Consider the following 20,083-nt stretch of genomic DNA (forward strand, 5'->3'; position numbering starts at 1 on the left):
GTCTGGTGGCTAGATCCGCATCAGGCAACGTTCGCCCTGTTGACTACCTCGCGTAGGCGTTCATCGGCGGCGTTCTTGTTCCGCCAGATGATGTAGCGGCGGATCATGCTGCCCTGCTGCCGGTGGCTGGCGTGGTCGGTGCCGTCGAGGGTGAAGTAGCGCAGGGCGGTGAACTGGGCCTCGATGCGGTTGAGCCAGGAACTGTTGGTCGGCGTGTAGGCGAACTCGACGTTGTTGGCCGCGGCCCAGTCACCGACCCGGGTGTCCTTCTTCGTGCTCAGGTGCGGGGAGTAGTTGTCGAGCACGATCGCGATCCGGATCTGCGGCGGGTGCAGGCTGCGCAGGTAGCGGCAGAACTCCAGGAACCGGGTGCGGGTCTTCGTCGGCTTGATGTGGCCGTAGAGCTGGTCCTTGCCCAGGTCGTAGGCGGCGAACAGGTGCCTGATCCCGTTCGGGCGGGTGTAGGTCGCCCGCCGGCGGGGCCTGGGCTCACGGTCAGGGTCCTTGTGCCGTCCACCGCGCTCGGCCCACTGCCGCCCTGGATGAGGTTGGAGATTCAAGGGACCGAACTCGTCCAGGCAGAACACGACCTCGGGCTCGCCGTCCTCGGGTACGACCTCACCGTCAGCGATCGCGCAGAGGTGCTCGACCCGGGCCTTCTTGGCGGCGTAGTCCGGGTCGCGGGAGATCTTCCAGGTCTTCACCCGTTGAAACGACACGCCCTCCTCGCGGAGCAGGACCCGCAGGCCCTCGTGGCTGATGTCGTCGACCACCCCCTCAGCGACCAGGAAGTCGGCCAGCTTGGCCAGGCTCCAGGTCGAGAACGGCAGCCCATGCTCGGCCGGCTTGGACTTGGTGATCTTCTTGATCTCACGCCGCTCCGGCAGCGTGAACGTCCTCGGCCGGCCGCCCTTGTACTTCGGGTAGAGCGAGTCGAAGCCGTCGGCGTTGAAATTGTGGATCACGTCCCGGACCCGATCCGCGCTGGTGAACGTCACCTCCGCGATCTTCCCCACCGACATGCCCTGCGCGGACAGCAACACCATCTGCGCTCGCCGCCAGGTCACCACCGAACCAGTGCCTCTACGAATGATCCGCCGCAGCCGCTGCCCCTCGTCGTCATCGACCTCGCGTACACGTACCCGTTCTGCCACCCGGACAGCCTGGCGACACCGCATCGCCCGGACCAGCACCCGCACGGCGCGTCGTCACGAGGCAAACGTTCCCTGATGCGGCACCAGTGAGGCTCCGCCTCGGACCGCCGAGGTGGGTGGCTGGGCTGGTCGGACCGGTGCCGGCGGGTTCATTCTGGCATTCGTAGGCGTGGATGCGGAGGTTGGTCATGGCCTCACGTCTGGCGAGAACGAATGCGGTCACGGTCAATGACGTGCTCGATGGGCAGAAGCTGTTGGAGATCGACTGCCTGGACCGGATTTATCTGACCATGTCCGTGCCGAACCTGGTCGTGGGTGGGCAGGTGGTCAGCTTCCTCACCCAGCACGAGGGCATGCCGGTGCCGTCTCCTGCGCTGTTGGAACGGCGTGGGCAGGCTTTCCGCCGGGCGGTGCTGTCGTTCGCCGAGGCCAACGACATCCCGGTCATCAGCTTCACCGGCAGGAAGGAGAAGACCCGCCCGGGTGTGCTGGCGGACAGCCCGTGGCCGGAGCGCAAGATCGATCAGGTGATGCCGTTGATGCGTGAAGCCGCGGCTAGTGGCCGGTCTCAGGTCGTCGCGATCGGTGTGGCGCAGGAGTACCAGCGCGTGTTCACCGGATCGAAGTCCGCCACCGGCACCGGGGCCGTGTGGTTCTCATACCAGCGCGTTGACCGGCGGGTCACCTGCTACTACTTCTACCTGTGGGACGTCGACGTCGGGCCGGCGTTCATCAAGATCTGCGCCTACTTCCCCTACCCGGGAAAGATCTGGTTCAACGGGCACGAGTGGGCCAAACGCCAAGCCACCAAGGCGGGCATCAGCTTCCGTGAGCTGTCCAACGGCTTCGCCGCCTGCGACGACCCCACCGGGCTGCAGGACATCTGTGACCGGCTCGGACCCGGCACCGTCACCGTGTTCGCCGAGCGCTGGTGGGCACGGCTGCCGCTGCCGTTCACCCCCGCCGATCGGGCCGCCGGCTACTGGTGGGACATCTCCATGCGCCAGATCGAGGTCGCCAAGACCATCGTGTTCACCGCGCCCCGCCATGCCCGGGCCTTCTTCGAAGCCCTCGCCGCGGACAACCTCGACATCGGCCGCCCCGACAACATGGAGATCATCTTCAACCGGCAGGTCCGCTCCACCACCAAAGGCGTGTTCCGCACCGCGATCGACCGTGACAACGACGGCGTCGTGGTCAACGCCTTCTACCGCCACAGCCGGGTCAAGTACTACCTCAAAGACCGGCGAGCCCTACGCATCGAAACCGTCATCAACGACACCTACGACATCGGCGTGCTGCGCCGCCTGGAACACCTCGATGAAGTCGTCGCCAAAGCCCGTGACGCCAACCGCCGGCTGCTGGACACTATCCGTGCCGGTCAGAGCTGCGTCCTTGCGAGCCCAGTCATCGAACGGGTCGCACAGCCCACCCTCACCGAGGATGGCAGGAGGGCCCCAGCGCTACGCTTCGCCGACCCTCGGGTCATGGCCCTGACCGGCGCCCTATGCCTGAGCCTGTTCGCCGTCACCGGCGTCACCAACAAGAGCCTTCGCGCCTTGACCGCCCGGCTGCTCGGCACCGGCTACACCACCAGCCAGATGACCTACGACCTACGACGCCTGCGGTTCAACGGCCTGATCCGACGCATCGAACACACCCACACCTACGTCCTGACCCCCGACGGCCAACGCCTCGCGATCTTCTACACCAAACTCAACGACCGCCTCCTACGCCCACTCCTCGCCGCCGACCAGCCCCAAGCCCGACCCGCCCTGCGCCAAGCCCTGGCCACCATCGACCACCACGTCGACGACTACATCGCCCGAGCACGCCTCAGGCCCGCAGCCTGAAAACCTGACTCAGTTGTTCAGATTCTCGAACCCAAGGATCTAGTAACGGCCCCGCCAGCGAAGCCATCTTCATCGGTGTCACGAACGGTGACCCGTGCGGCCGCTCTACGACGTAGCGGTCGACACGGACGCGGTTCCTTAGCCGCCGCTGGACCTGCCACTCATCGAAACCCCGCGAACAGGTCCGCCACCCGTACTGGGGCACCGCCGGTGATATCGCGGAAGGTGCTAATGGTCGAGTTCCCCGGCGTGCTCGTCGTGCCTGGTCTGGGCTGGCGTAGCGGACCAGGTCGCGCACATCCTTCTTGCTCGACGGCTGCTCAGCCGACCCCAGGACGCCGAGAGGTGCCGCCACTCGCGACCCGAGGATGCCCTTGCGGCAAGTTTTCCCTAGTAATCATACGCATAGACATGTTAGAAATAGCGATGTCAGCCACGCCGAGTCCCTGGGAGCTTGCCGATGACCCAGACCACCGACGCTTCAGGGAGTAACGCCGTCCACGGGTTTCCCCACCTGTTTGCGCCGATCACCGTGGGGACGATGCAACTGCGCAACCGCGTCATGCTGCCCCCGCACGCCTCGGCGATCGGCAACATCTACGGCACCGACGAGGAAGCCGCCCGCAACATCGCCTACTTCGAACAGCGGGTCCGCAACGACGGGGTCGCCTGGGTGGCGAGTCTGTCCACCCACGTCAAAAACCACCTCATCCCCGGCTTCGAGCCAACCGGGGTCGGGGCGGCCACGCTGGGATTCTTCCGGCTACCGTTCTTCGTCGAACGCGTACAGCAGTTCTCCGACACGCTCCATGCACACGGTGCCACCGTGTCGGTGCAGATGGTGCACCAGGGCGGGATGCCACACGGCGCCTCCCATGTGATGAGCGCGCCGACGATCAACCTGATGCCGCACGTGATGAACCAAGACGACATCGACGCGTTCGTCAGGGAGTACGCCGAGTCCGCCCGGCTGTCCATGCAGGGGCGCGCCGACGGGATCGAACTGCACCTCAACCACGACGATCTACACGAGTGGTTTCTGTCCCCGCTCACCAACCACCGCACCGACCGTTACGGCGGCTCCCTGGAAAACCGATGCCGATTCGCGGTGGAAACGATGCAGGCGATCCGCGAGGTGATCGGCACGAGCATGACACTCGGCATCCGACTCAACATCCGCGAGGAGGTCCCCGGCGGGTACGACGTCGCGGGCGGCGTCGAACTCGCGCAGTACTTCGAGTCCACGGGGCTGATCGACTACGTGCACGGCGTGGTGGGCAGTCCGTGGGGCAACCCGAGCTACATCCAGCCGACATACTACGACCCAGCCCAGTTCGCCGGGCTCGCCGCCGAGCTGAAGAAGGGTATCTCGCTTCCCGTCGTGCACACCGGCCGCATCAACGGACCGGAGATCGCCGAGCGGGTGCTCAGCACCGGCAGCGCCGACATCGTTGGCATGGCGCGGGCGCATATCGCCGACGGCAAGGTGCTGCTCAAGGCACGCGAGGGCCGCCTCGCCGAGATCCGGCCGTGCGTGGGCGGCAACGAGTGCATCAGCCGCCGTTACGTGGAGGGCCTGCCGTTCGGCTGCGCGGTGAACCCGGGGACCAGCCACGAGGTGGAGGGGCCGTGGCCGCGGCCGAGCACAAACCGCCGGCTGCTGGTCGTCGGCGGTGGCCCGGCCGGTATGGAGCTCGCCGCACTGACCAGCGAGGCCGGCCTCGACGTGGAGCTCTGGGAGGCCGAGGACGAGCTCGGCGGCCAACTGCGCTACGCGCCGATGGCACCCCGGCACGAGATGTACGGCGAGTACCTCGCCTGGCAGCGCCGCCGCCTCGAAGGCCTCGGTGTCAAGGTCACGCTCGGCAAGCGCGCAACCGCCGACGACGTTCCCGCCGCGGGTGCCGACGTGGTGGCGGTCGCCACCGGCGCCGGACCCCGCACCCCGGCGATCCACGGCGTCGAGGCCGACCACGTCCATGACATCCGCGACGTGCTCGCTGGACGGGCGACTCCCGGCCACCGGGTGCTGGTTGTGGCACAGGACGACCATGTCGCTCCCCTCTCGGTCGCCGACTACCTGGCCAGCAACGGCCACGAGGTGACGGTCATCTACGCCACCGCACAGGCGGCGCCGCTGATGGGTCGCTACATCATCGGCGGCATCCTGGGCCGGTTGGACGACAACAACGTGCGCTTCCACTTCAACGAGGAGGTCGTGCGTATCGACCGGCACACGGTCGAGTGCCGTCACGTGTACTCATGGAAGAGCCGCACGTACGGCCCGTTCGACTCGGTCGTGCTCGCCTGCGGCAGCGTCTCCGATCCCACGCTGTACGACGACCTGCACGCCCACCTGCCGCAAGTGCACATCCTGGGCGACGCCTACGCTCCGCGACGCCTGGTGTTCGCCACCCGGCAGGCCTGGGCGCTCGCCAAACAGCTCGTCACCGCCTGAAGTCGAACCGATACCGAAACGGAGACATCATGCTTCTCAAGGACAAGGTCGCGCTGATCACCGCTGGCGCCTCCGGCATGGGCCGCGCGGCAGCCGAGCTGTTCGCCCGCGAGGGCGCCCACGTCATCGTCGTCGATCTGAACGCGGCGGCCGCCAAGGAGACGGTCACGGCCATCGAGGCCGAGGGCGGCAGCGCCACCTCATCGGTCGTCGACGTCCGCGACCTCGGGGCGCTCAAGGCACTCGCCGAGCAGGTGACCGCCGAGCACGGTGCGCTGCACGTGCTCTACAACAACGTCGGCATCCCGGGCGCGGCCGGTCTCGACCTGACCGTAGAGGAATGGAACACCGGCCTGGAAATCAACGCCCGGGCGTCGTTCTTCCTCAGCGGGTATCTGACCGACGCGCTCAAGGCCGCCGGAAACGCGTCGGTGATCTTCACCAGCTCCACCTCGGGCCTGATCGGCTCGCCGTACAGTCCGATGTACTCCTTCACCAAGGGAGGCCTCATCGCGCTGGTCCGGTCGATGGCGCTCGCCTTCGCGACCGAGGGCATCCGGGTGAACGCGATCGCGCCGGGTTCGGTGGAGACCCCCGGTCTGCCCGCCTTCTTCCGTATCGACGACCCGGAGGAGATCGAAAAGCGCAAGCAGGCGTTTTTCGCGACCATTCCGATGGGACGGGCAGCCGACCCGAGCGAGATCGCCAAGGTCGCGCTGTTCCTGGCCAGCGACCTGTCCTCGTACGTCACCGGCGTGACCATCCCCGTGGACGGCGGCATCACCGCGAAGTGACCGCAGGACTCGCGGCCTCGGCCCCGGGCTCAGATCGCAACCTCCTGGCACTCCGCCAGATTCAGACGACGCGGGTCGCCTGCTGCCACTATGGAGCAGGCGTTGCCCGGAGTCGGCGTCGTTGTCGACCGGATCGACGCGACCAGTCGCTGCGCCTCCGCAACGTCGGCCAGTGCGAGTGGTCTGGTGTCACGCGCCTTCGGAGCACGGCACCATCGGTGGGCTGTCCGCGACGGCGACACCACAACTGCGCCGAGGTGACCCGCCCTCGGCAGACATCCCGAGCACGGTCTGCCCGCCCCGGCCGCCGTCGAGCACCGCGGCGAGCGCACGACACGCTACCAGCGGTCCGGTGTCCACGCCGCGATCGGCTGTCACCTCAGATCAGCTCGAGCAGTGTGGCGTTCGCCATCCCTCCACCCTCGCACATGGTCTGCATGCCGTAGCGCAGGTTCTCCCGCCGCATCCGATGCAGCAGCGTGGTGAGCAGCCGGGCACCGGTGCCGCCGAGCGGGTGGCCCAAGGCGATAGCGCCGCCTTGCGGGTTGGTGCGCGCCGGGTCCGCACCGGTCTCCCGTAACCACGCCATCGGCACGCTCGCGAAGGCCTCGTTGACCTCGAACGTACCGATGTCCGACAGCGCGACACCCGCGCGTTCCAGAAGTCTCTCCGTCGCTGGAATCGGGCCGGTGAGCATGGCGACTGGGTCTGAGCCGACGACGGTCATCGTGTGCACTCGGGCCAACGGGGTGAGGCCCTGCTCCCGCACCGCGCGCTCGGAGGCGACGAGCAGCGCGGCGGCACCGTCGGAGATCTGGCTGGCCAGCGCCGCTGTGAGCCGGCCGTCCTTCCGCAGCAGTTGTAGCGTGGCGAGCTTTTCGGGCGTCGTCCCCGGTCGTGGGCCCTCGTCACGGGTCACATCACCGAACGGCAGGATTTCGTCGTCGAAGAGCCCCTGCGCGATGGCCTCGAGTGCCCGGCGGTGGCTCTCAACCGCGTACGCCTCCATCGCCTCGCGGGTGAGCCCCCACTTCTCGGCGATCAGTTCCGCACCGCGGAATTGGGAGATCTCCTGGTCGCCGTAGCGCTCCGCCCAGCCCTTCCCGCCGCGCGGGTGCGCCATGCCCGCCGCCAAGCCGATCGTGGTCGGCGATGCGATGGGCACCTGGCTCATCACCTCGACGCCGCCTGCGACGACGAGGTCTTGGGTTCCCGACATCACCGCCTGCGCCGCGAAGTGCAGGGCCTGTTGCGACGATCCGCACTGTCGGTCCAGGGTTGTGCCCGGCACCGACTCGGGCAGTCCAGCAGACAGCGCCGTGACCCGCCCGATGTTCGAGGCCTGCGGGCCGACCTGACCGACGCACCCCCACAGCACGTCGTCGATGCGCGCGGGATCGACCCCGGTCCGCACGACCAGGCCCCTGAGAACGTGTGCGCCCAGGTCGGCCGGGTGCACGGCTGACAAGCCGCCGCCGCGCTTGCCAACCGGTGTACGGACCGCTCCGACGATGAACGCCTCAGCCATGCTCGCTCCTGTCCCCGTCGCCCTGTTGGGCCGGCGGTCGTGTGTCGAGGAAGGCCGAGGCACCCTCGGCCAGCCGCTCCCGAGGAAGAACCTGAGGTTCACGCACTGCGTGGCCTGCGGCGACTGGCCGGCGTCCGCGAGCAGACCGATCGTGCTCCGGCGGAGCGCCGTTGCCGTGGGGCTGGTGCCGGCGAACATCGCAGAGGTGGTCGATGTCGCCGCGCTCGACCATCTCGATCGCGGGCCGGACAGTCGCCCCAGAACGCCGTCGCGGCGCCGAGCCGGACGGTCCCGTTCACGCCCCGCTGCCCGCGAGGCCAAGGATCCTGGCCAGGTTGCCGCCGAGGATCGCGTCCTCCTCGCTTCTGGTGAGGCCGAGGTTGCGGATCGCGGCGATTTCCGCCCCGGGGTTCGCCATCGGCCAGTCCGAGCCGAACACCACCCTGTCGGCCCCGTGGGTGCGAATCAGGTCGCGGATCCGCTCCGGCTCGAGTTCGGCCATGCTCGGCGGCCACGAGCTCTCGATGACCACGCGCGTGCCGACCACGTGCTCCTGCGCCTCCTCGAGCCGGTGGTAGCCACCGTAGTGGCAGGCCACCAGGGTCAGGTCGGGGATGGTGTCCGCGACCTTGCGCACCAGGTGTGGTGCCCCCCGGTCGCTCGCTTCCTGATCCCCGCCGGCACCGGCGTGGGTCACCACCGGGATACCCTCCGCGGCGAGGGCGGCCAGGATCTCGTGCACCTTCGGGTCGGCCAACGATACGGACTGGAACAAGGGGTGCAGCTTTACACCGACGATCCCGTTGTCGCGCAGATGGGTGAGATTCTCCTCGACCGACAGCTCCGGATGCACGGTGCCGAAGGGCAGCAGCCGGTCACGCGGCACGCTGCCGATGAACTCATTGGTCCGGGCAACCGTGGAGGCCTTGACCGCGACTCCGAGTGCCACTGCCTTGTCGATGCCTGCATCGTCCATGGTGCGGAGCAGCCCGGACAGCTTGCCGTCGTACATGAGCTTCAGTCCGGCCGGTCTCTGCTCCTGCATCGCGTCGGCGATGTGATCGGGCCAGACGTGTGCGTGGCAATCGATGATCACTTCTTGGTCGCTCCCTTGGCCCGGTCCTTGACCAGCTTCCTGGCGAGTGAGTCGAGGATGACCTCGGTCGACCCTTCGTAGATCCGCATCGGCCGGGCCGCACGGTAGAGTCGCTCAATCTTGCTGCCGCGGACCAGCCCGAACCGGCCCATCACCTGCACGCAGCGGTCGGTGACCCGGCCGGCCATTTCGGTCGCACCGACCTTCGCCATCGACGACAAGTCCAGCGCGCCGAGTGGGTCCTGCGCGGCGGCTGCGGCGGCACGGTAGGTGAACGAGCGAGCCATCTCGATCTCGACCCAGCTGATCGCGAGTGACGCGGGCACACCGCCGAGCCTGGCCAATGGCATACCGAACTGTTCCCGCTGGCTGGCGTGCCGCACCGCCTCGTCGAGAGCGGCCTGAGCCACCCCGACCGCAGCGCCGGCGACGGACACCCGGAACGTGGCGAGGGTGGCAAGCATCAGCTTGAAGCCGCTACCGGGCTCCCCGAGCCGGTTGGTCACCGGCACGTGGACGTCGTCCAGGATCACGTCGCCGAGCACGTGCGGCGCGATGATCTGGTGCGGCTTCGCCACCGAGACTCCCGGCGTGTCCGCGGGAACGAATACCAAGGAGTAGGCATCGCCCTCCTTGGCCAGGATTTCGTAGAAGGATGCATCGCCGGCGTTGGTGATGAAGGACTTGTGGCCGTTGAGAATCAGCTCACCGCCCTTCTCCTCGACGGTGGTTGTGATCGACCGAAGGTCAGAGCCGACGTCGGGCTCGGTGAGGCCGATCGCGGCGATCGCATCCAGAGCAGCGACCTTCGGCAGCCACTCCTTGCGGATCTCGTCGGAGCCACCGACGGAGACCGCGTAGCTGCCGATCCCCTGCATCGCGAACATCGAGTCGAGGTGGCTGCTCTCGTAGGCCAGCGCCTCGCGGACGACGGTGGCGGCGAGAGAATCGACCGCCTCGTAGCGGCCGCCGTGCTCCGCCGCCACCTGCACAGCGGCAAGACCGGATTCTTTGAGCCGCGCACGCACGTCGGGGTCGAAGTTGTCCGCCTCGTCAGCGCGGTCGGCAATGTCCGCGCATGCAGCCGCCAGTGACCGCGCCTCGGCCTGCAGGTCGAGGTACTTCTGGCTCAGCCCGAACCAGTTGGACATCAGCCGACTCCCTGCAGAGGCCGTTGGTTGAAGCTGCGACCCGTCAGTTCCGAGGCGATCCTGACCCGCTGGATGGCTGGCGTTCCCCCTGCGATCGCCCAGCCGTGCGCGTCCCGGTGCAGCCGCTCGATGCCGTACTCCTCGCTGTAGCCGTTGCCACCGTGCAGCTGCATCGACCAGTCGGAGACCTGCTTGCCCATCTCGTTCGCGAAGCACTTGGCAATCGACACCTCGTAGGGCACCGGCAGCGCGGAGCCGGCGTTGAGCGCGGCGCGCTGGATGAGCAGCCGGGCCGCCTCGACCTGGGTTGCCATCGACGCGAGTGTCATCTGCACGTTCTGGAAGTCGATCAGCGGTCGGCCGAACTGCTCGCGGTTCTGAACGTAGGCGATCGCCCGGTCCAGACTGGCCTGCCCGATGGCCAGGCTCATCGTCGCGTTCCCGAGCCGCTCGATCGAGAACACGCCAAAGAGGCGGTTGAAACCGCCCGCCTCGATCACGAGGTTCTCGGCGGGCACCCGTACCTCGTCGAAGTACAGGTCAGCACTCGGGATGCCGCGGAAGCCCATCAGTCGCTCAGGAGCACCGGTCGAGAAGCCCGGTGTGTCGGCCGGCACGATGATCGCGCCGATGCCCTTCGCGCCCGGCTCCTCGTTCAGGCGGCAGTAGACCAGGTAGTGGTCGGCGTGCCCGCCATTGGAGATCCACCGCTTCGTGCCAGTGATCACGTACTCGTCATCCACCCGGCGGGCCCGGGTGCGCATGTCGGTCGCCGCGGAGCCGGCGTCCGGCTCGGAGATGCCAATCGCCATCGTCACCTCGCCGCGGATGACCGCCGGGATGTACCGCTGCTTCTGCTCCTCGGTGCCGAAGAACTGGATCACGCGAATCGGGCCGACGTTGGCCTCGAAGACCTGGAAGGCTGCGGGGCGGCACTCCTTCGCCAGCTCCTCTATGACGATCAGCGCGTCGTAGAGGGTGCCCCCTTGACCGCCATATTCCTCGGGGAAGACGATGCCGAGGAAGCCCAGCTCGGCCAGCCGCTTCACCTCGGCATCGGGAAGCGCGGTGCGATGCAGGTCCCATTCAGCGGCGTGCGGGGCGTAGACCTCGCGAGCAACCTGGGCCGCCAGTTCACGCAGCTGGACTTGTTCTGGGGTCAGTTGGAAGCCCGTCACCTAGGACCCTTCCCTGATGGTCGAGTGAGCTGAGGTCCGGCTCACCGGAGAATGATAACTATGATCACCATACTGATAGATTATTGCCGCACGGTCAAGTAACTTCCGACAAGAGAGAGAGCAGGAGCCGCAGAATGACCACCTCCCCGCCGCAGTTTGATTTGTCCGGAAAGACCGCCGTGGTCACCGGAGGTAGCCGAGGGCTGGGCCGGGCGATGACGTGGGGATTGGCCCGCGCGGGCGCCGATGTCGTGATTGCCAGCCGCAACGGCGACTCCTGCGATGAGCTCGCGGCGGAGATCGCCCGGGAGACCGGTCGCCGGGCGGTCGGCATCGGCCTGCACGTCGGCCGCTGGGAGGCGCTGGACGGCTTCGTCGACCAGGTGTACGACCAACTCGGCCGAATCGACGTCTTCGTGAACAACGCCGGCATGTCCCCGCTCTACGACCGGGTCGTGGACGTCTCGGAGGCCCTGTTCGACAAGGTCATCGACGTCAACCTCAAGGGTCCGTTCCGACTGATGGCGCTAGTCGGGAGCCGGATGGCCGACGGCGACGGCGGTTCAATCATCAACATCTCCAGCGCCGGAGCCGTCCGCCCACGCCCGCATATCCTCCCCTACTCGGCAGCCAAGGCCGGGCTGAACGCGCTGACGGTCGGCTTCGCCCACGCCTTCGGCCCGAAGGTACGCGTCAACGCGATCATGGCCGGTACCTTCCTCACCGACGTGAGCAAGGCCTGGGATGCCGAGGCGTTCACCCGACGCGCCGAGGGCTTCGCGCTCAAGCGCGGCGGCGAGCCGGAGGAGATCGTCGGTGCGGCGCTGTACCTCGCCAGTGATCTGTCGAGCTACACCACCGGCTCGATCCTCGCGGTCGACGGCGGACAGCCCTGACCTCATCCCCTCGACCCGGACCGCGCACGAGCGCGGTCCGGTGGGCGTCCGACGGCGGGGCACTGCCGGACGACGCACATGAGCGGTCCTTCGGGCAACGGATCACCAGTCCCGAAACTGCGCGGGACGTCGCTCCAGGAACGCGGTCGTCGCCTCCCGGAAGTCGTCGGTCGCGGTCATCATGATCTGCGTCCGGTTCTCGTACTCGACCATTTGCTCAAGGGAGACGCCGTCGCGGGACAGGTTGAGCAATGACTTCGTGGCCCGCGTGGTGAAGGGCGCCAACCGGCACATTTCCTCACCCAGGGCGATGGCTACATCGACGGCATCGCCCTCCTCGACCAAGGTGCTGACCAGGCCGATCTCAAGCGCACGCGCGGCATCAACATCACGGCCGGTGTAGAGGATCTCCGCTGCCTTGTCGAAGCCGACGATCCGCGGGAGCAGCCATGACGAGCCGAGGTCGCCGCCGGAGACACCGAGTTTGACGAATGCGGCGTTGAACCGTGCCCCAGGCTCGGCGATCCGCAGGTCCGCCGCACAGGCGAGGGAGAGCCCGCCGCCGGCCGCCACGCCGTGCACGGCAGCGATGACCGGCTGGGGAATGCGTCGCACCTTCACCACCGTCCGTCCAACCGCCTCCTGCAGCGCGTAGCGAGCCTGGATGTCGCCTACGCCGTCGACCCATCGCATGCCCTCGGCCTGGCCCTTAAGATCGGTTCCGGCGCAGAATGCCCGGCCGGCACCGGCGAGCACGACCACCCGTTGCGAGTAGTCATAGAGCAGGTCGTCGAGGATCGCGTTGAGCCGGCGAAGCAACCCGTGGGAGATGGCGTTCAGCCGTTCGGGCCGATTCAGCGTCAGCAGCGTCACCGCGCCGTGGCGCTCGACGGTCACCGACTCCTCGTCCATCACCCCGCTCACTGGTTCACCCCGCGAGCCGACTCATCGGGAATCCATGACCGCGCAGCCTCCAGTACCTCAGGCGGCAGGTCGAGCTCCGCGAGGACCGCCTGTGTGTGCGCGCCGACAGTCGCTGCCGCAGGAGCCGGGGCGGACACCGAGCCCGGCAACTTGATCGGGTTCCCCACCTGGAGCACCCCAGGAGCGCCGGGGACCGGCACGAACATCTTGCGGGCATGAAACTGCTCGTCCTTCTCGACCTCCGCGAAGTCCTGCACGGGCGAGACGCACGTCTCCAGGCCGCGCAGCAACTCCACCCAGTGGGCAAGGTCGCGGGAGCCGAAGAGGTCGGCCAGATCAGCGATCACAGCCGGGTCTGCCTGACGCTCGGCGAGGTCGGGACGGTCCAGGGCGTGAACGAGTTGTGTCCAGAACTGCGGTTCCACGGCGGCCACGGCGAGGTGCCGGCCGTCCGAGCAGCGATAGACGCGGTACGACGGCGTCGCCCCAGTCACCGCCGTCGACTCGGGCCCGGCGGCGTCCCCGCCGGCGAGCCACGACGACACGTGCAGCCCCATGGCCCAGAGGGCCGCATCGGCAAGCGCGACCTCGACCCGTGTCCCTGGGCCGCCCGCGCGGACCTGGTGCAGTGCGGCCAGCAGTCCGATGCCGCCGGTGAGACCACCAATGATGTCGGCGACCTGCACGCCCGCCAACTGCGGACCGTGCTCGCGGCTCCCCCCGAAGTGCGCCGCCCCGGCGTAGGAGAGGTAGTTCAGGTCATGGCCGGGCTCCTGCTCCCGCGGTCCACCGGTGCCGTAGCCGTTCACCGAGCAGTAGACCAGCTGGGGATTCGCGGCTCGCAGATCGTGGTACCCGACACCCAGCCGGTCGGCGACACCGGGCCGGAACGACTCCAGGACGACGTCGCTGCGGGCGGCGAGCGCGCGCACCAACGCCACACCGTGCCGGCTCTTGAGGTTGGCCGCAACCGACCGCTTCCCCCGGTCCAGAAAGGCATGCGGGGCAGTCGTCCCCGCGACGCGAGCGCCGAAGACCCGAGACTCCTCACCGGTGAAGGGCCGCTCCACCTTGACCACCTCGGCGCCCAAGTCGGCCAACAGCTGGCTCAGGGCCGCCCCCGGTAGCATGCGGCTCAGATCGAGCACCCGTACGTCGTGCAGCGGTCCCATGTCAGGCTTCCTCTCGTTCACGGCCCTCGGAACCGAGCAGGCTCGCCATCGCCTGGTCGGCCATCCGGGCCACCACCTCGTCGGCGGTTGCCGGTCCATCGGGCCCGTGCCAGTCGTACATTCCCTTGCCATGCTCGAAGATCACGCGCGAGGCGAACGCCGGATCGACGGTCTGCCGGAAGGCTGGTCGTGACCCGACGCCTGCGGCAGCTCCGCGTGGTGATGCGGTCGCCGCTCGTCCTTTCGTCTGCGGGACGACCGCATCCCACTCGGCCTCGGTCATCCGGAGCACCCCCTACCGAGGCCGCACGTCATTGCGACGCCTTCCGCTCCTCAACCCAACGGGAGTCGTGCGGCGCCCGCTCGACGACGTGGTAACCGGCAAAGCTGCCCTCGTCGAACCCTGCCCGGCATAGCGCCCCGCGCACCTCAGGGCGGGCGAAGAAGGAATCGCCCCACACCTCGTCGTCGAAGTACACGGCGAGGTAGGCCACCCGCGTGCTGTCCGGGAGCACGCGCCCCGTCGGTCGCTGCCCCGGCTCGCGCATTGCCACGGTCTCCCGCTCGCACAGCACGCGGTTCTCCAGCAGCAGCCGGGCTCCGTAGGCGTCCTCGAGCAGCCCCGACAGCCGGCCCGCGACGTCCTCGACCCGACTCCAACCCTCCTCCTCCCCGACCTCGGCCGGCCGGTCCAGCACCACGACGTACTTGGCAGAGGTGAGCTGCCCCGACCGCCGGTCGAACCAGAGCCGCTCGACAACGTCGAAGCGGCGCAGGTAGCTGAGGAAGTTCTCGTGATCCCGGCTCAACATCTTCATCGTCCCCGGAGGAAACTCGAAGGACCCCTCGGGCCGCGAGCGCATCTCCGCGAACCGCCACAGGTCGGGGGGCGCCCGAAACCCGCCAGCGATGTCCCACCGCCGCAGGACCAGGTTGGTGTGGTAGCTGACGAGCTCGTCCATGTCGTGGAAGGCGCGCACCGCCCAGGCGCTGTGCACGTCGACATAGTGCCGCTCGCACTCCTCGCGGGGTCGAAGCGCGCTCGGCTGGAACTGCATGATCCGCTTGGTCCAGGGCTGCGTGACCGGTCCGGCGACCGCGTCGCTTGAGATTTCCATGACCCTCCTCACTGAGCTTGGCTAGCTTGTACGCCTGACGCGTGCCGAACGAGATGCGGCGGAGGGCGTACGCGTCCCCGAGGACGTGACCTCCCACCCCGACCCAGCCAGGCTCCGGTACAACTCGTCGCCGGCAGACCAGGGCGACCCCGCTGGCGGCCCTGCGCCCAGTAGGCGACGTTCCGCGCTGGCTGCTGCTCGGTCCCGAATTTCGAGCCGATACCTGCACCATGCGGCGGCATCCGGCTGCGCAGGGTGAGTGGGCCGATCTGCATCGGCTCGAAGAGCTGGGATGCTGCCCCAGTCCTGGACCACGTGTGGCTCCTTCGACGGCGCGCTCTTCCGCAGGAAGGTAGGAGTGCCACGACCCACTGTCAACCAGACGGTTGGTTATCAACTCGCCGTCGCGGCGCAGCTTGGCGCCCCGGCCCGCGGTCCGGAACCAACCAACCGAATGTTTGATTCGTCGACACCAAACCCTTGTCGCCGCCAGACGGCGTGTGATTTCATGCACATCATTAGCCTCAGTTTCGGGTGCCGGGAAACCGCCGCCGCCCGCAGAGGAAGGTGCAGGAACATGTCGATCCCTTCCGCTGCACCCGCAGCCACCACCTCGGACGAGTCAAGCCACCCTCGGGAGGTCGTGCTCACCGTCGACTCGGTAGGGCTGCGCTACGGCGCGGTCACCGCCCTCCATGACGTGAGCTTCACCGTCCGGCGCAGCGAGGTCGTCGCGCTCGTGGGCCCCAATGGCGCCGGCAAGACCTCGATGTTCAACTGCATCAGCGCCTTCACCCGTCCCTCCTCGGGGCAACTGTGGTACCAGGACGTGGACCTGACGAAGGCAAGCCGGCACGCGGTCGCATCAGCAGGAATAGGGCGGATGTTCCAGAACCTCTCCCTGTTCCCCGGCGCGACGGTGCTGGAGAACACCCTGGTCGGCCGCCACTGCCTGATGCGCAGCTCCATCGTCGAGAACCTCTTCGCGTGGCGTCGTGCCCGCCGGGAGGACCGGCAGCACCGGGAGGCCGTCAGCGAGATCCTCGCCCTGCTCGACCTCTTCGAACTCCGCAACGCCCCCGTCGGTGCCCTGCCCTACGGCACCCGCAAGCGGGTCGAGCTCGCCCGTGCCCTGGCCTCCGAGCCGACCTTGCTGCTCATGGACGAGCCAGTCGCCGGCATGAATCCGACCGAGACCGACGAGCTGACCGAAATCCTCGGCCGGATCCGGGCGGAGCGCGATCTGTCGATCCTAGTGGTCGAGCACGACATGACGATGGTCATGCAGGTGGCCGACTGGATCACCGTCCTGGACTTCGGGCAGGTCATCGCCGAGGGACGACCGCTGGACATCCAGCGGGACCGGCGCGTCCGCGAGGCATACCTCGGCAACTCCGCCCCGTCGACAACGGAGATCTGACGTGCAAGAACCGTTCCAGCTTATTGTCAGCGGAGCGTCGCTCGGCTCGGTCTACGCACTCGTGGCCGTCGGCTTCGTCCTCATCTATAAGGCCACGGGCCAGATCAACTTCGCCCAGGGCGACGTGATGACCATGGGCGCCTTCCTCGTCTACCTCTTCGGGGTGGGCGAGTTCGGGCTTCCCTTCTGGGCCGCGGTGCTGCTCGCCATCGTGGTCGCAGCCGCCTTCATGGTGCTGGTCGAACGGATCGTCGTACGGCTGGCGCAGTACTCGCACGAAGCGGTTCTGATGGGCACACTGGGCATCGGGATCCTCATCCGCGCCGTGCTGGCCGCGGCGTTCGGGACCGACAAGCTCGGGATCGGCGACCCGTGGGGCGACCGCACTGTCTCCGTGGCGGGCGTCGCGCTGACCGTCTCCAGCATCGTCGCGATCGCGGTGACGAGCGTGATCATCACTGCGATGGCGATCTGGTTCCACCGCAGCAGGACCGGGATCTCGATCAAGGCGATGTCCCAGGATCCCGTCGCGGCCGCTGCTCTGGGCGTGAACACCAGGCGCATGACGGTTGCGGTCTGGGCCAGCGCCGGAGCCCTCGCGGTCATCGCCGGGGTCTTCCTGGCCGGATACCCACGGGCCATCGACCCGCACATGGGGCTGATCGCACTGGCTGCCTTCCCGGGGGCCGTCCTCGGCGGCTTCGACTCGATCAACGGCGCCGTCGTCGGCGGTGTCTTCATCGGAGTCCTGCAGACGATCGTCGCCGGCTACGAGGCACCGTACTCCGGCCTCATCGGACAGAACTTCCACGTCATCGTGCCATGGCTGGTCCTCGTCCTGGTCCTGCTCATCCGGCCTCATGGTCTCTTCGGAACGAAACGAGTGATCCGTGCCTGACACCGCAACCGATGACCTCCCCACGGCGCGCGCGACGGCTCGGCCCCCGCGTCTCGCCCGGAGTGAGACGACCTCCCAACTCCACCTGCTCGGCACCGCTCACGCCCGGTGGGCCGCCCTGCTCACCGCTGTCCTCGGCATCGCCATGCTGGCGTCGGCTGAGAGCAAACTCCTCTCGGTTGCGAACTTCGGGCTGATCGCGGCGATCGCCGCCATCGGCCTGAACATCGCCATGGGCACCACCGGCATCATGTCGCTGGGCCACGCGGTGTTCGTCGGCTTCGGCGCCTTCACGGCCGCGGTGGCCGGCGACCACGGCCTGCCGTTCGTCGCCGGGGCGCTCGCGGCGATGGTCGTGGCGGCGCTGGCCAGCCTGACAATCGGCCCACTCGCACTGCGTCTCTCCGGCCTCTACCTCGCCGTCGGAACCATCGGAATCGCGTACGTCGGTAAGCACCTGTTCGTGAATCTGCGATCGTTGACCGGCGGCGGAGCCGGCCGCAGCGTCAAGTCGCCGTCGATCCTCGGCGTACCGCTCGCGGACTCGTCCGCCGTCGCCGGACGGCTGGTCACCGGGGACATGAAGTGGTTCATCCTGCTCGCCCTCGTCACCATCGCGGTCGGGACGGCGGTCGCCTCCCTCAATCGGCTCCGCTGGGGGCGCGCGTTCCGCGCCGTGCGGGACAACGAAAACTCCGCGGCCGCGGTCGGGGTCAACGTCAACCACGCCCGGGTCGTCGCCTTCGCGATGTCGGCGGCGCTCGGCGGCCTGTCGGGAGCGCTGCTGGCCGGTTATCTGCGCTACCTCAACCCCGAGACATTCGGGCTGGAGTACTCCATCCAGTACATCGCGATGATCATCATCGGTGGGCTCGGCACCGTCAGCGGGGCGGTCATCGGCGCGCTGGTCATCATCGCCCTGCCGACGGTGCTCAACAACCTCTCGACCAGCCTCGGCCTGGTCGAGCAGGCCAGCGGCACGTCCGGGAGCTTCAACACCGGGACCCTGGCGGTGATCGCCTACGGCCTCATCATCGTCTCGGTCATGGCCCTCGCGCCGAACGGCGTGATCGGCGGCCTGTCGAGGCTCCTTGGTCATTTTGGCCGACGCTGCTCAACGCGGTCGAGCCACAACGCATAGTGGCCCCCCTGCACTGCGCATAAGCAACATCCCTTCAGGAAGGACATGACGATGCGTAATCTCCGCACGTGGCTGCTCGCAGGCCTCACGACCTTGACCCTTGCCGCGGCCGGCTGCGCCGCAGCCGACCAGGACGGCGCCGGCCCGGCCGGAGGGCTGAAGACCGGGAACGGCGTCACCGCCGACACCATCAAGATCCTCTCGATCACCGACCTCACCGGGCCCGCCGCCTCTGGCGGCAAGCCGGTCCAGGCCGGGTTCGACGCCTACGTCGAGCAGCTCAACAAGAACGGTGGCATCGACGGTCGGAAGATCGAGATCGTCATCGCCGACACGCAGTACGACCCGCAGCGGGCGGTGCAGGCCTACCAGGGTGCGCGGAACGACATTGTCGCCGTCCTCAGCTACGGCACCCCGACCACTGACGCGATCCGGCCCTTCACCGCCGACGACGACGTACTGCTGCTCGGGCTGAAGGGCCCCTTCGCGGAGGCGAACACCTTCGCCCAGGGCACCGCCTTCGAGGTCGACGCCGCCAACCTCGTCTCCTACGTGTTGGAACAGCAGCCCGACGCGAAGATCGGCGCGATCTACCAGACCGATGCCCTCGGCGAGGGCGTCAAGCGAGGTGTCGAGGCCGCCGTCGAGGCCGCCGGCTCCAAGGTCGTGGCCGAGGCCACCGCCGACGCCACCAGCCAGGACCTGACCGCTCAGGTGACCGCGATGCGCAAGGCGGGCGTAGACCACATTGTGCTCGGCATGGGGCCCAGCACCACCATCGCCGCCACCGGCGCCGCCTCGGCCCTTGGGTACGACGCCAAGCTGCTCTCCCCCGGCACGGCGTACAACCGCGTGCTGCTCAGCCTCCCCGTCGGCCCGACCATGGAGAAGCAGATGCTGATCACCTGCTCCTACCCCGAATGGGACCAGAAGAGCGAGGGCAACAAGGAGTTCCAGGCGGCACTGCCGGCCGGCACAGAGGCAAATCCCACGATCGTGCTGGGGTGGATCTCCGGGATGATCCTGCAGGGCTTCTTCGAGCAGGCAATCGAGGACGGTGACATTACGCCGGCCGGCGTGATCAAGGCAGCGCAGCACACCACGGTGAAGACCAAGGGGCTGACCCCGGACATCACCTACGGCGAAGACATCAACGAGCGCACACCGTTCCGAAAGTCGCGCGTCTGCAGCGTGAGCAACGACGGCAGCGACGGCATCACCGTGGTCAAGGAATGGTTCGAGAGCGCCGCCGCCACCTCGGTCAAGCTCAAGTGAGCGCTCCGGTCACCGATACCAGGAGCT

The 20,083-nt window shown here is 67.9% G+C and carries 17 protein-coding genes; 8 read left to right on the top strand and 9 right to left on the bottom strand.

Annotation, left to right across the window (positions count from 1 at the left end):
- Nucleotides 1-20: 20 nt before the first annotated feature.
- A complete protein-coding gene (locus EV376_RS24725) occupies nt 21-1,154 on the bottom strand; it encodes an IS630 family transposase (RefSeq protein WP_486482791.1) in 1,134 nt (377 codons plus the stop codon).
- 188 nt (nt 1,155-1,342) lie between these two features.
- On the opposite strand from EV376_RS24725, the gene EV376_RS24730 reads away from it, so the two are divergent.
- The 3 genes from EV376_RS24730 (at nt 1,343) to EV376_RS24740 (ending at nt 6,259) form a co-directional block, all read left to right on the top strand.
- On the top strand, nt 1,343-3,007 hold the full coding sequence (locus EV376_RS24730; RefSeq protein ID WP_130327026.1) for a hypothetical protein: 1,665 nt from the start codon (nt 1,343-1,345) through the stop codon (nt 3,005-3,007).
- A gap of 460 nt (nt 3,008-3,467) precedes the next feature.
- Nucleotides 3,468-5,465, top strand: a complete 1,998-nt coding sequence (locus EV376_RS24735; protein WP_130327028.1) for an oxidoreductase — start codon at nt 3,468-3,470, stop codon at nt 5,463-5,465.
- 29 nt (nt 5,466-5,494) lie between these two features.
- Nucleotides 5,495-6,259, top strand: coding sequence for an SDR family oxidoreductase (locus EV376_RS24740; RefSeq protein ID WP_130327030.1), 765 nt, complete (start codon nt 5,495-5,497; stop codon nt 6,257-6,259).
- Between the two features lie 379 nt (nt 6,260-6,638).
- Here the strand turns inward: EV376_RS24740 and EV376_RS24745 are convergent, their stop codons facing one another.
- The 4 genes from EV376_RS24745 to EV376_RS24760 form a co-directional block, all read right to left on the bottom strand.
- A complete protein-coding gene (locus tag EV376_RS24745; RefSeq protein WP_130327032.1) occupies nt 6,639-7,787 on the bottom strand; it encodes an acetyl-CoA C-acetyltransferase in 1,149 nt (382 codons plus the stop codon).
- 295 nt (nt 7,788-8,082) lie between these two features.
- Entirely contained in the window at nt 8,083-8,883 is an 801-nt protein-coding gene (locus EV376_RS24750) for an amidohydrolase family protein (RefSeq protein WP_130327034.1), read from the bottom strand.
- A complete protein-coding gene (locus EV376_RS24755) occupies nt 8,880-10,034 on the bottom strand; it encodes an acyl-CoA dehydrogenase family protein (protein ID WP_130327036.1) in 1,155 nt (384 codons plus the stop codon). The genes EV376_RS24750 and EV376_RS24755 overlap by 4 nt, the downstream gene beginning before the upstream one ends.
- Entirely contained in the window at nt 10,034-11,212 is a 1,179-nt protein-coding gene (locus EV376_RS24760; protein WP_130327038.1) for an acyl-CoA dehydrogenase family protein, read from the bottom strand. The genes EV376_RS24755 and EV376_RS24760 overlap by 1 nt, the downstream gene beginning before the upstream one ends.
- A gap of 134 nt (nt 11,213-11,346) precedes the next feature.
- Between EV376_RS24760 and EV376_RS24765 the strand changes: the two genes are divergently transcribed.
- Entirely contained in the window at nt 11,347-12,108 is a 762-nt protein-coding gene (locus tag EV376_RS24765; protein ID WP_130327040.1) for an SDR family oxidoreductase, read from the top strand.
- Nucleotides 12,109-12,210: 102 nt separating this feature from the next.
- Here EV376_RS24765 and EV376_RS24770 read toward each other — a convergent pair whose 3' ends face one another.
- From EV376_RS24770 to EV376_RS24780, 4 genes are read right to left on the bottom strand one after another with little or no spacing between them, the layout of a single operon-like run.
- The gene (locus EV376_RS24770) at nt 12,211-13,032 is read right to left on the bottom strand and encodes an enoyl-CoA hydratase/isomerase family protein (RefSeq protein WP_130327042.1); all 822 of its coding nucleotides are present in this window, start codon (nt 13,030-13,032) and stop codon (nt 12,211-12,213) included.
- Entirely contained in the window at nt 13,029-14,204 is a 1,176-nt protein-coding gene (locus tag EV376_RS24775; RefSeq protein WP_165438102.1) for a CaiB/BaiF CoA transferase family protein, read from the bottom strand. Before EV376_RS24775 ends, EV376_RS24770 begins: the two co-directional genes overlap by 4 nt.
- A gap of 1 nt (nt 14,205) precedes the next feature.
- Nucleotides 14,206-14,487, bottom strand: coding sequence for a TetR-type transcription factor C-terminal domain-containing protein (locus EV376_RS30345; RefSeq protein WP_165438103.1), 282 nt, complete (start codon nt 14,485-14,487; stop codon nt 14,206-14,208).
- Nucleotides 14,488-14,515: 28 nt separating this feature from the next.
- Nucleotides 14,516-15,322 (bottom strand): hypothetical protein, encoded by an 807-nt coding sequence (locus tag EV376_RS24780; protein ID WP_130327046.1) that lies wholly within the window; start codon nt 15,320-15,322, stop codon nt 14,516-14,518.
- A 577-nt stretch (nt 15,323-15,899) separates the two neighbouring features.
- Between EV376_RS24780 and EV376_RS24785 the strand changes: the two genes are divergently transcribed.
- The 4 genes from EV376_RS24785 to EV376_RS24800 are packed head-to-tail and all read left to right on the top strand — an operon-like array spanning nt 15,900 to nt 20,056.
- A complete protein-coding gene (locus EV376_RS24785) occupies nt 15,900-16,742 on the top strand; it encodes an ABC transporter ATP-binding protein (RefSeq protein WP_130327048.1) in 843 nt (280 codons plus the stop codon).
- Between the two features lies 1 nt (nt 16,743).
- A complete protein-coding gene (locus EV376_RS24790; protein WP_130327050.1) occupies nt 16,744-17,640 on the top strand; it encodes a branched-chain amino acid ABC transporter permease in 897 nt (298 codons plus the stop codon).
- On the top strand, nt 17,633-18,781 hold the full coding sequence (locus tag EV376_RS24795; RefSeq protein WP_130327052.1) for a branched-chain amino acid ABC transporter permease: 1,149 nt from the start codon (nt 17,633-17,635) through the stop codon (nt 18,779-18,781). Before EV376_RS24790 ends, EV376_RS24795 begins: the two co-directional genes overlap by 8 nt.
- Nucleotides 18,782-18,832: 51 nt before the next feature.
- Nucleotides 18,833-20,056, top strand: coding sequence for an ABC transporter substrate-binding protein (locus EV376_RS24800; RefSeq protein WP_165438104.1), 1,224 nt, complete (start codon nt 18,833-18,835; stop codon nt 20,054-20,056).
- The last annotated feature ends 27 nt before the right edge of the window (nt 20,057-20,083 follow it).

It is taken from the genome of Micromonospora sp. CNZ295 (assembly GCF_004217535.1).

What these genes read in the sequence shown, in the direction of transcription:
- EV376_RS24745 (WP_130327032.1), bottom strand. Translation starts at nt 7,787, where the DNA reads ATGGCTGAGGCGTTCATCGTCGGAGCGGTCCGTACACCGGTTGGCAAG.
- EV376_RS24735 (WP_130327028.1), top strand. Translation starts at nt 3,468, where the DNA reads ATGACCCAGACCACCGACGCTTCAGGGAGTAACGCCGTCCACGGGTTT.
- EV376_RS24755 (WP_130327036.1), bottom strand. Translation starts at nt 10,034, where the DNA reads ATGTCCAACTGGTTCGGGCTGAGCCAGAAGTACCTCGACCTGCAGGCC.
- EV376_RS24740 (WP_130327030.1), top strand. Translation starts at nt 5,495, where the DNA reads ATGCTTCTCAAGGACAAGGTCGCGCTGATCACCGCTGGCGCCTCCGGC.
- EV376_RS24730 (WP_130327026.1), top strand. Translation starts at nt 1,343, where the DNA reads ATGGCCTCACGTCTGGCGAGAACGAATGCGGTCACGGTCAATGACGTG.
- EV376_RS24785 (WP_130327048.1), top strand. Translation starts at nt 15,900, where the DNA reads ATGTCGATCCCTTCCGCTGCACCCGCAGCCACCACCTCGGACGAGTCA.
- EV376_RS24800 (WP_165438104.1), top strand. Translation starts at nt 18,833, where the DNA reads ATGCGTAATCTCCGCACGTGGCTGCTCGCAGGCCTCACGACCTTGACC.
- EV376_RS24775 (WP_165438102.1), bottom strand. Translation starts at nt 14,204, where the DNA reads ATGGGACCGCTGCACGACGTACGGGTGCTCGATCTGAGCCGCATGCTA.
- EV376_RS30345 (WP_165438103.1), bottom strand. Translation starts at nt 14,487, where the DNA reads ATGACCGAGGCCGAGTGGGATGCGGTCGTCCCGCAGACGAAAGGACGA.
- EV376_RS24765 (WP_130327040.1), top strand. Translation starts at nt 11,347, where the DNA reads ATGACCACCTCCCCGCCGCAGTTTGATTTGTCCGGAAAGACCGCCGTG.
- EV376_RS24780 (WP_130327046.1), bottom strand. Translation starts at nt 15,322, where the DNA reads ATGGAAATCTCAAGCGACGCGGTCGCCGGACCGGTCACGCAGCCCTGG.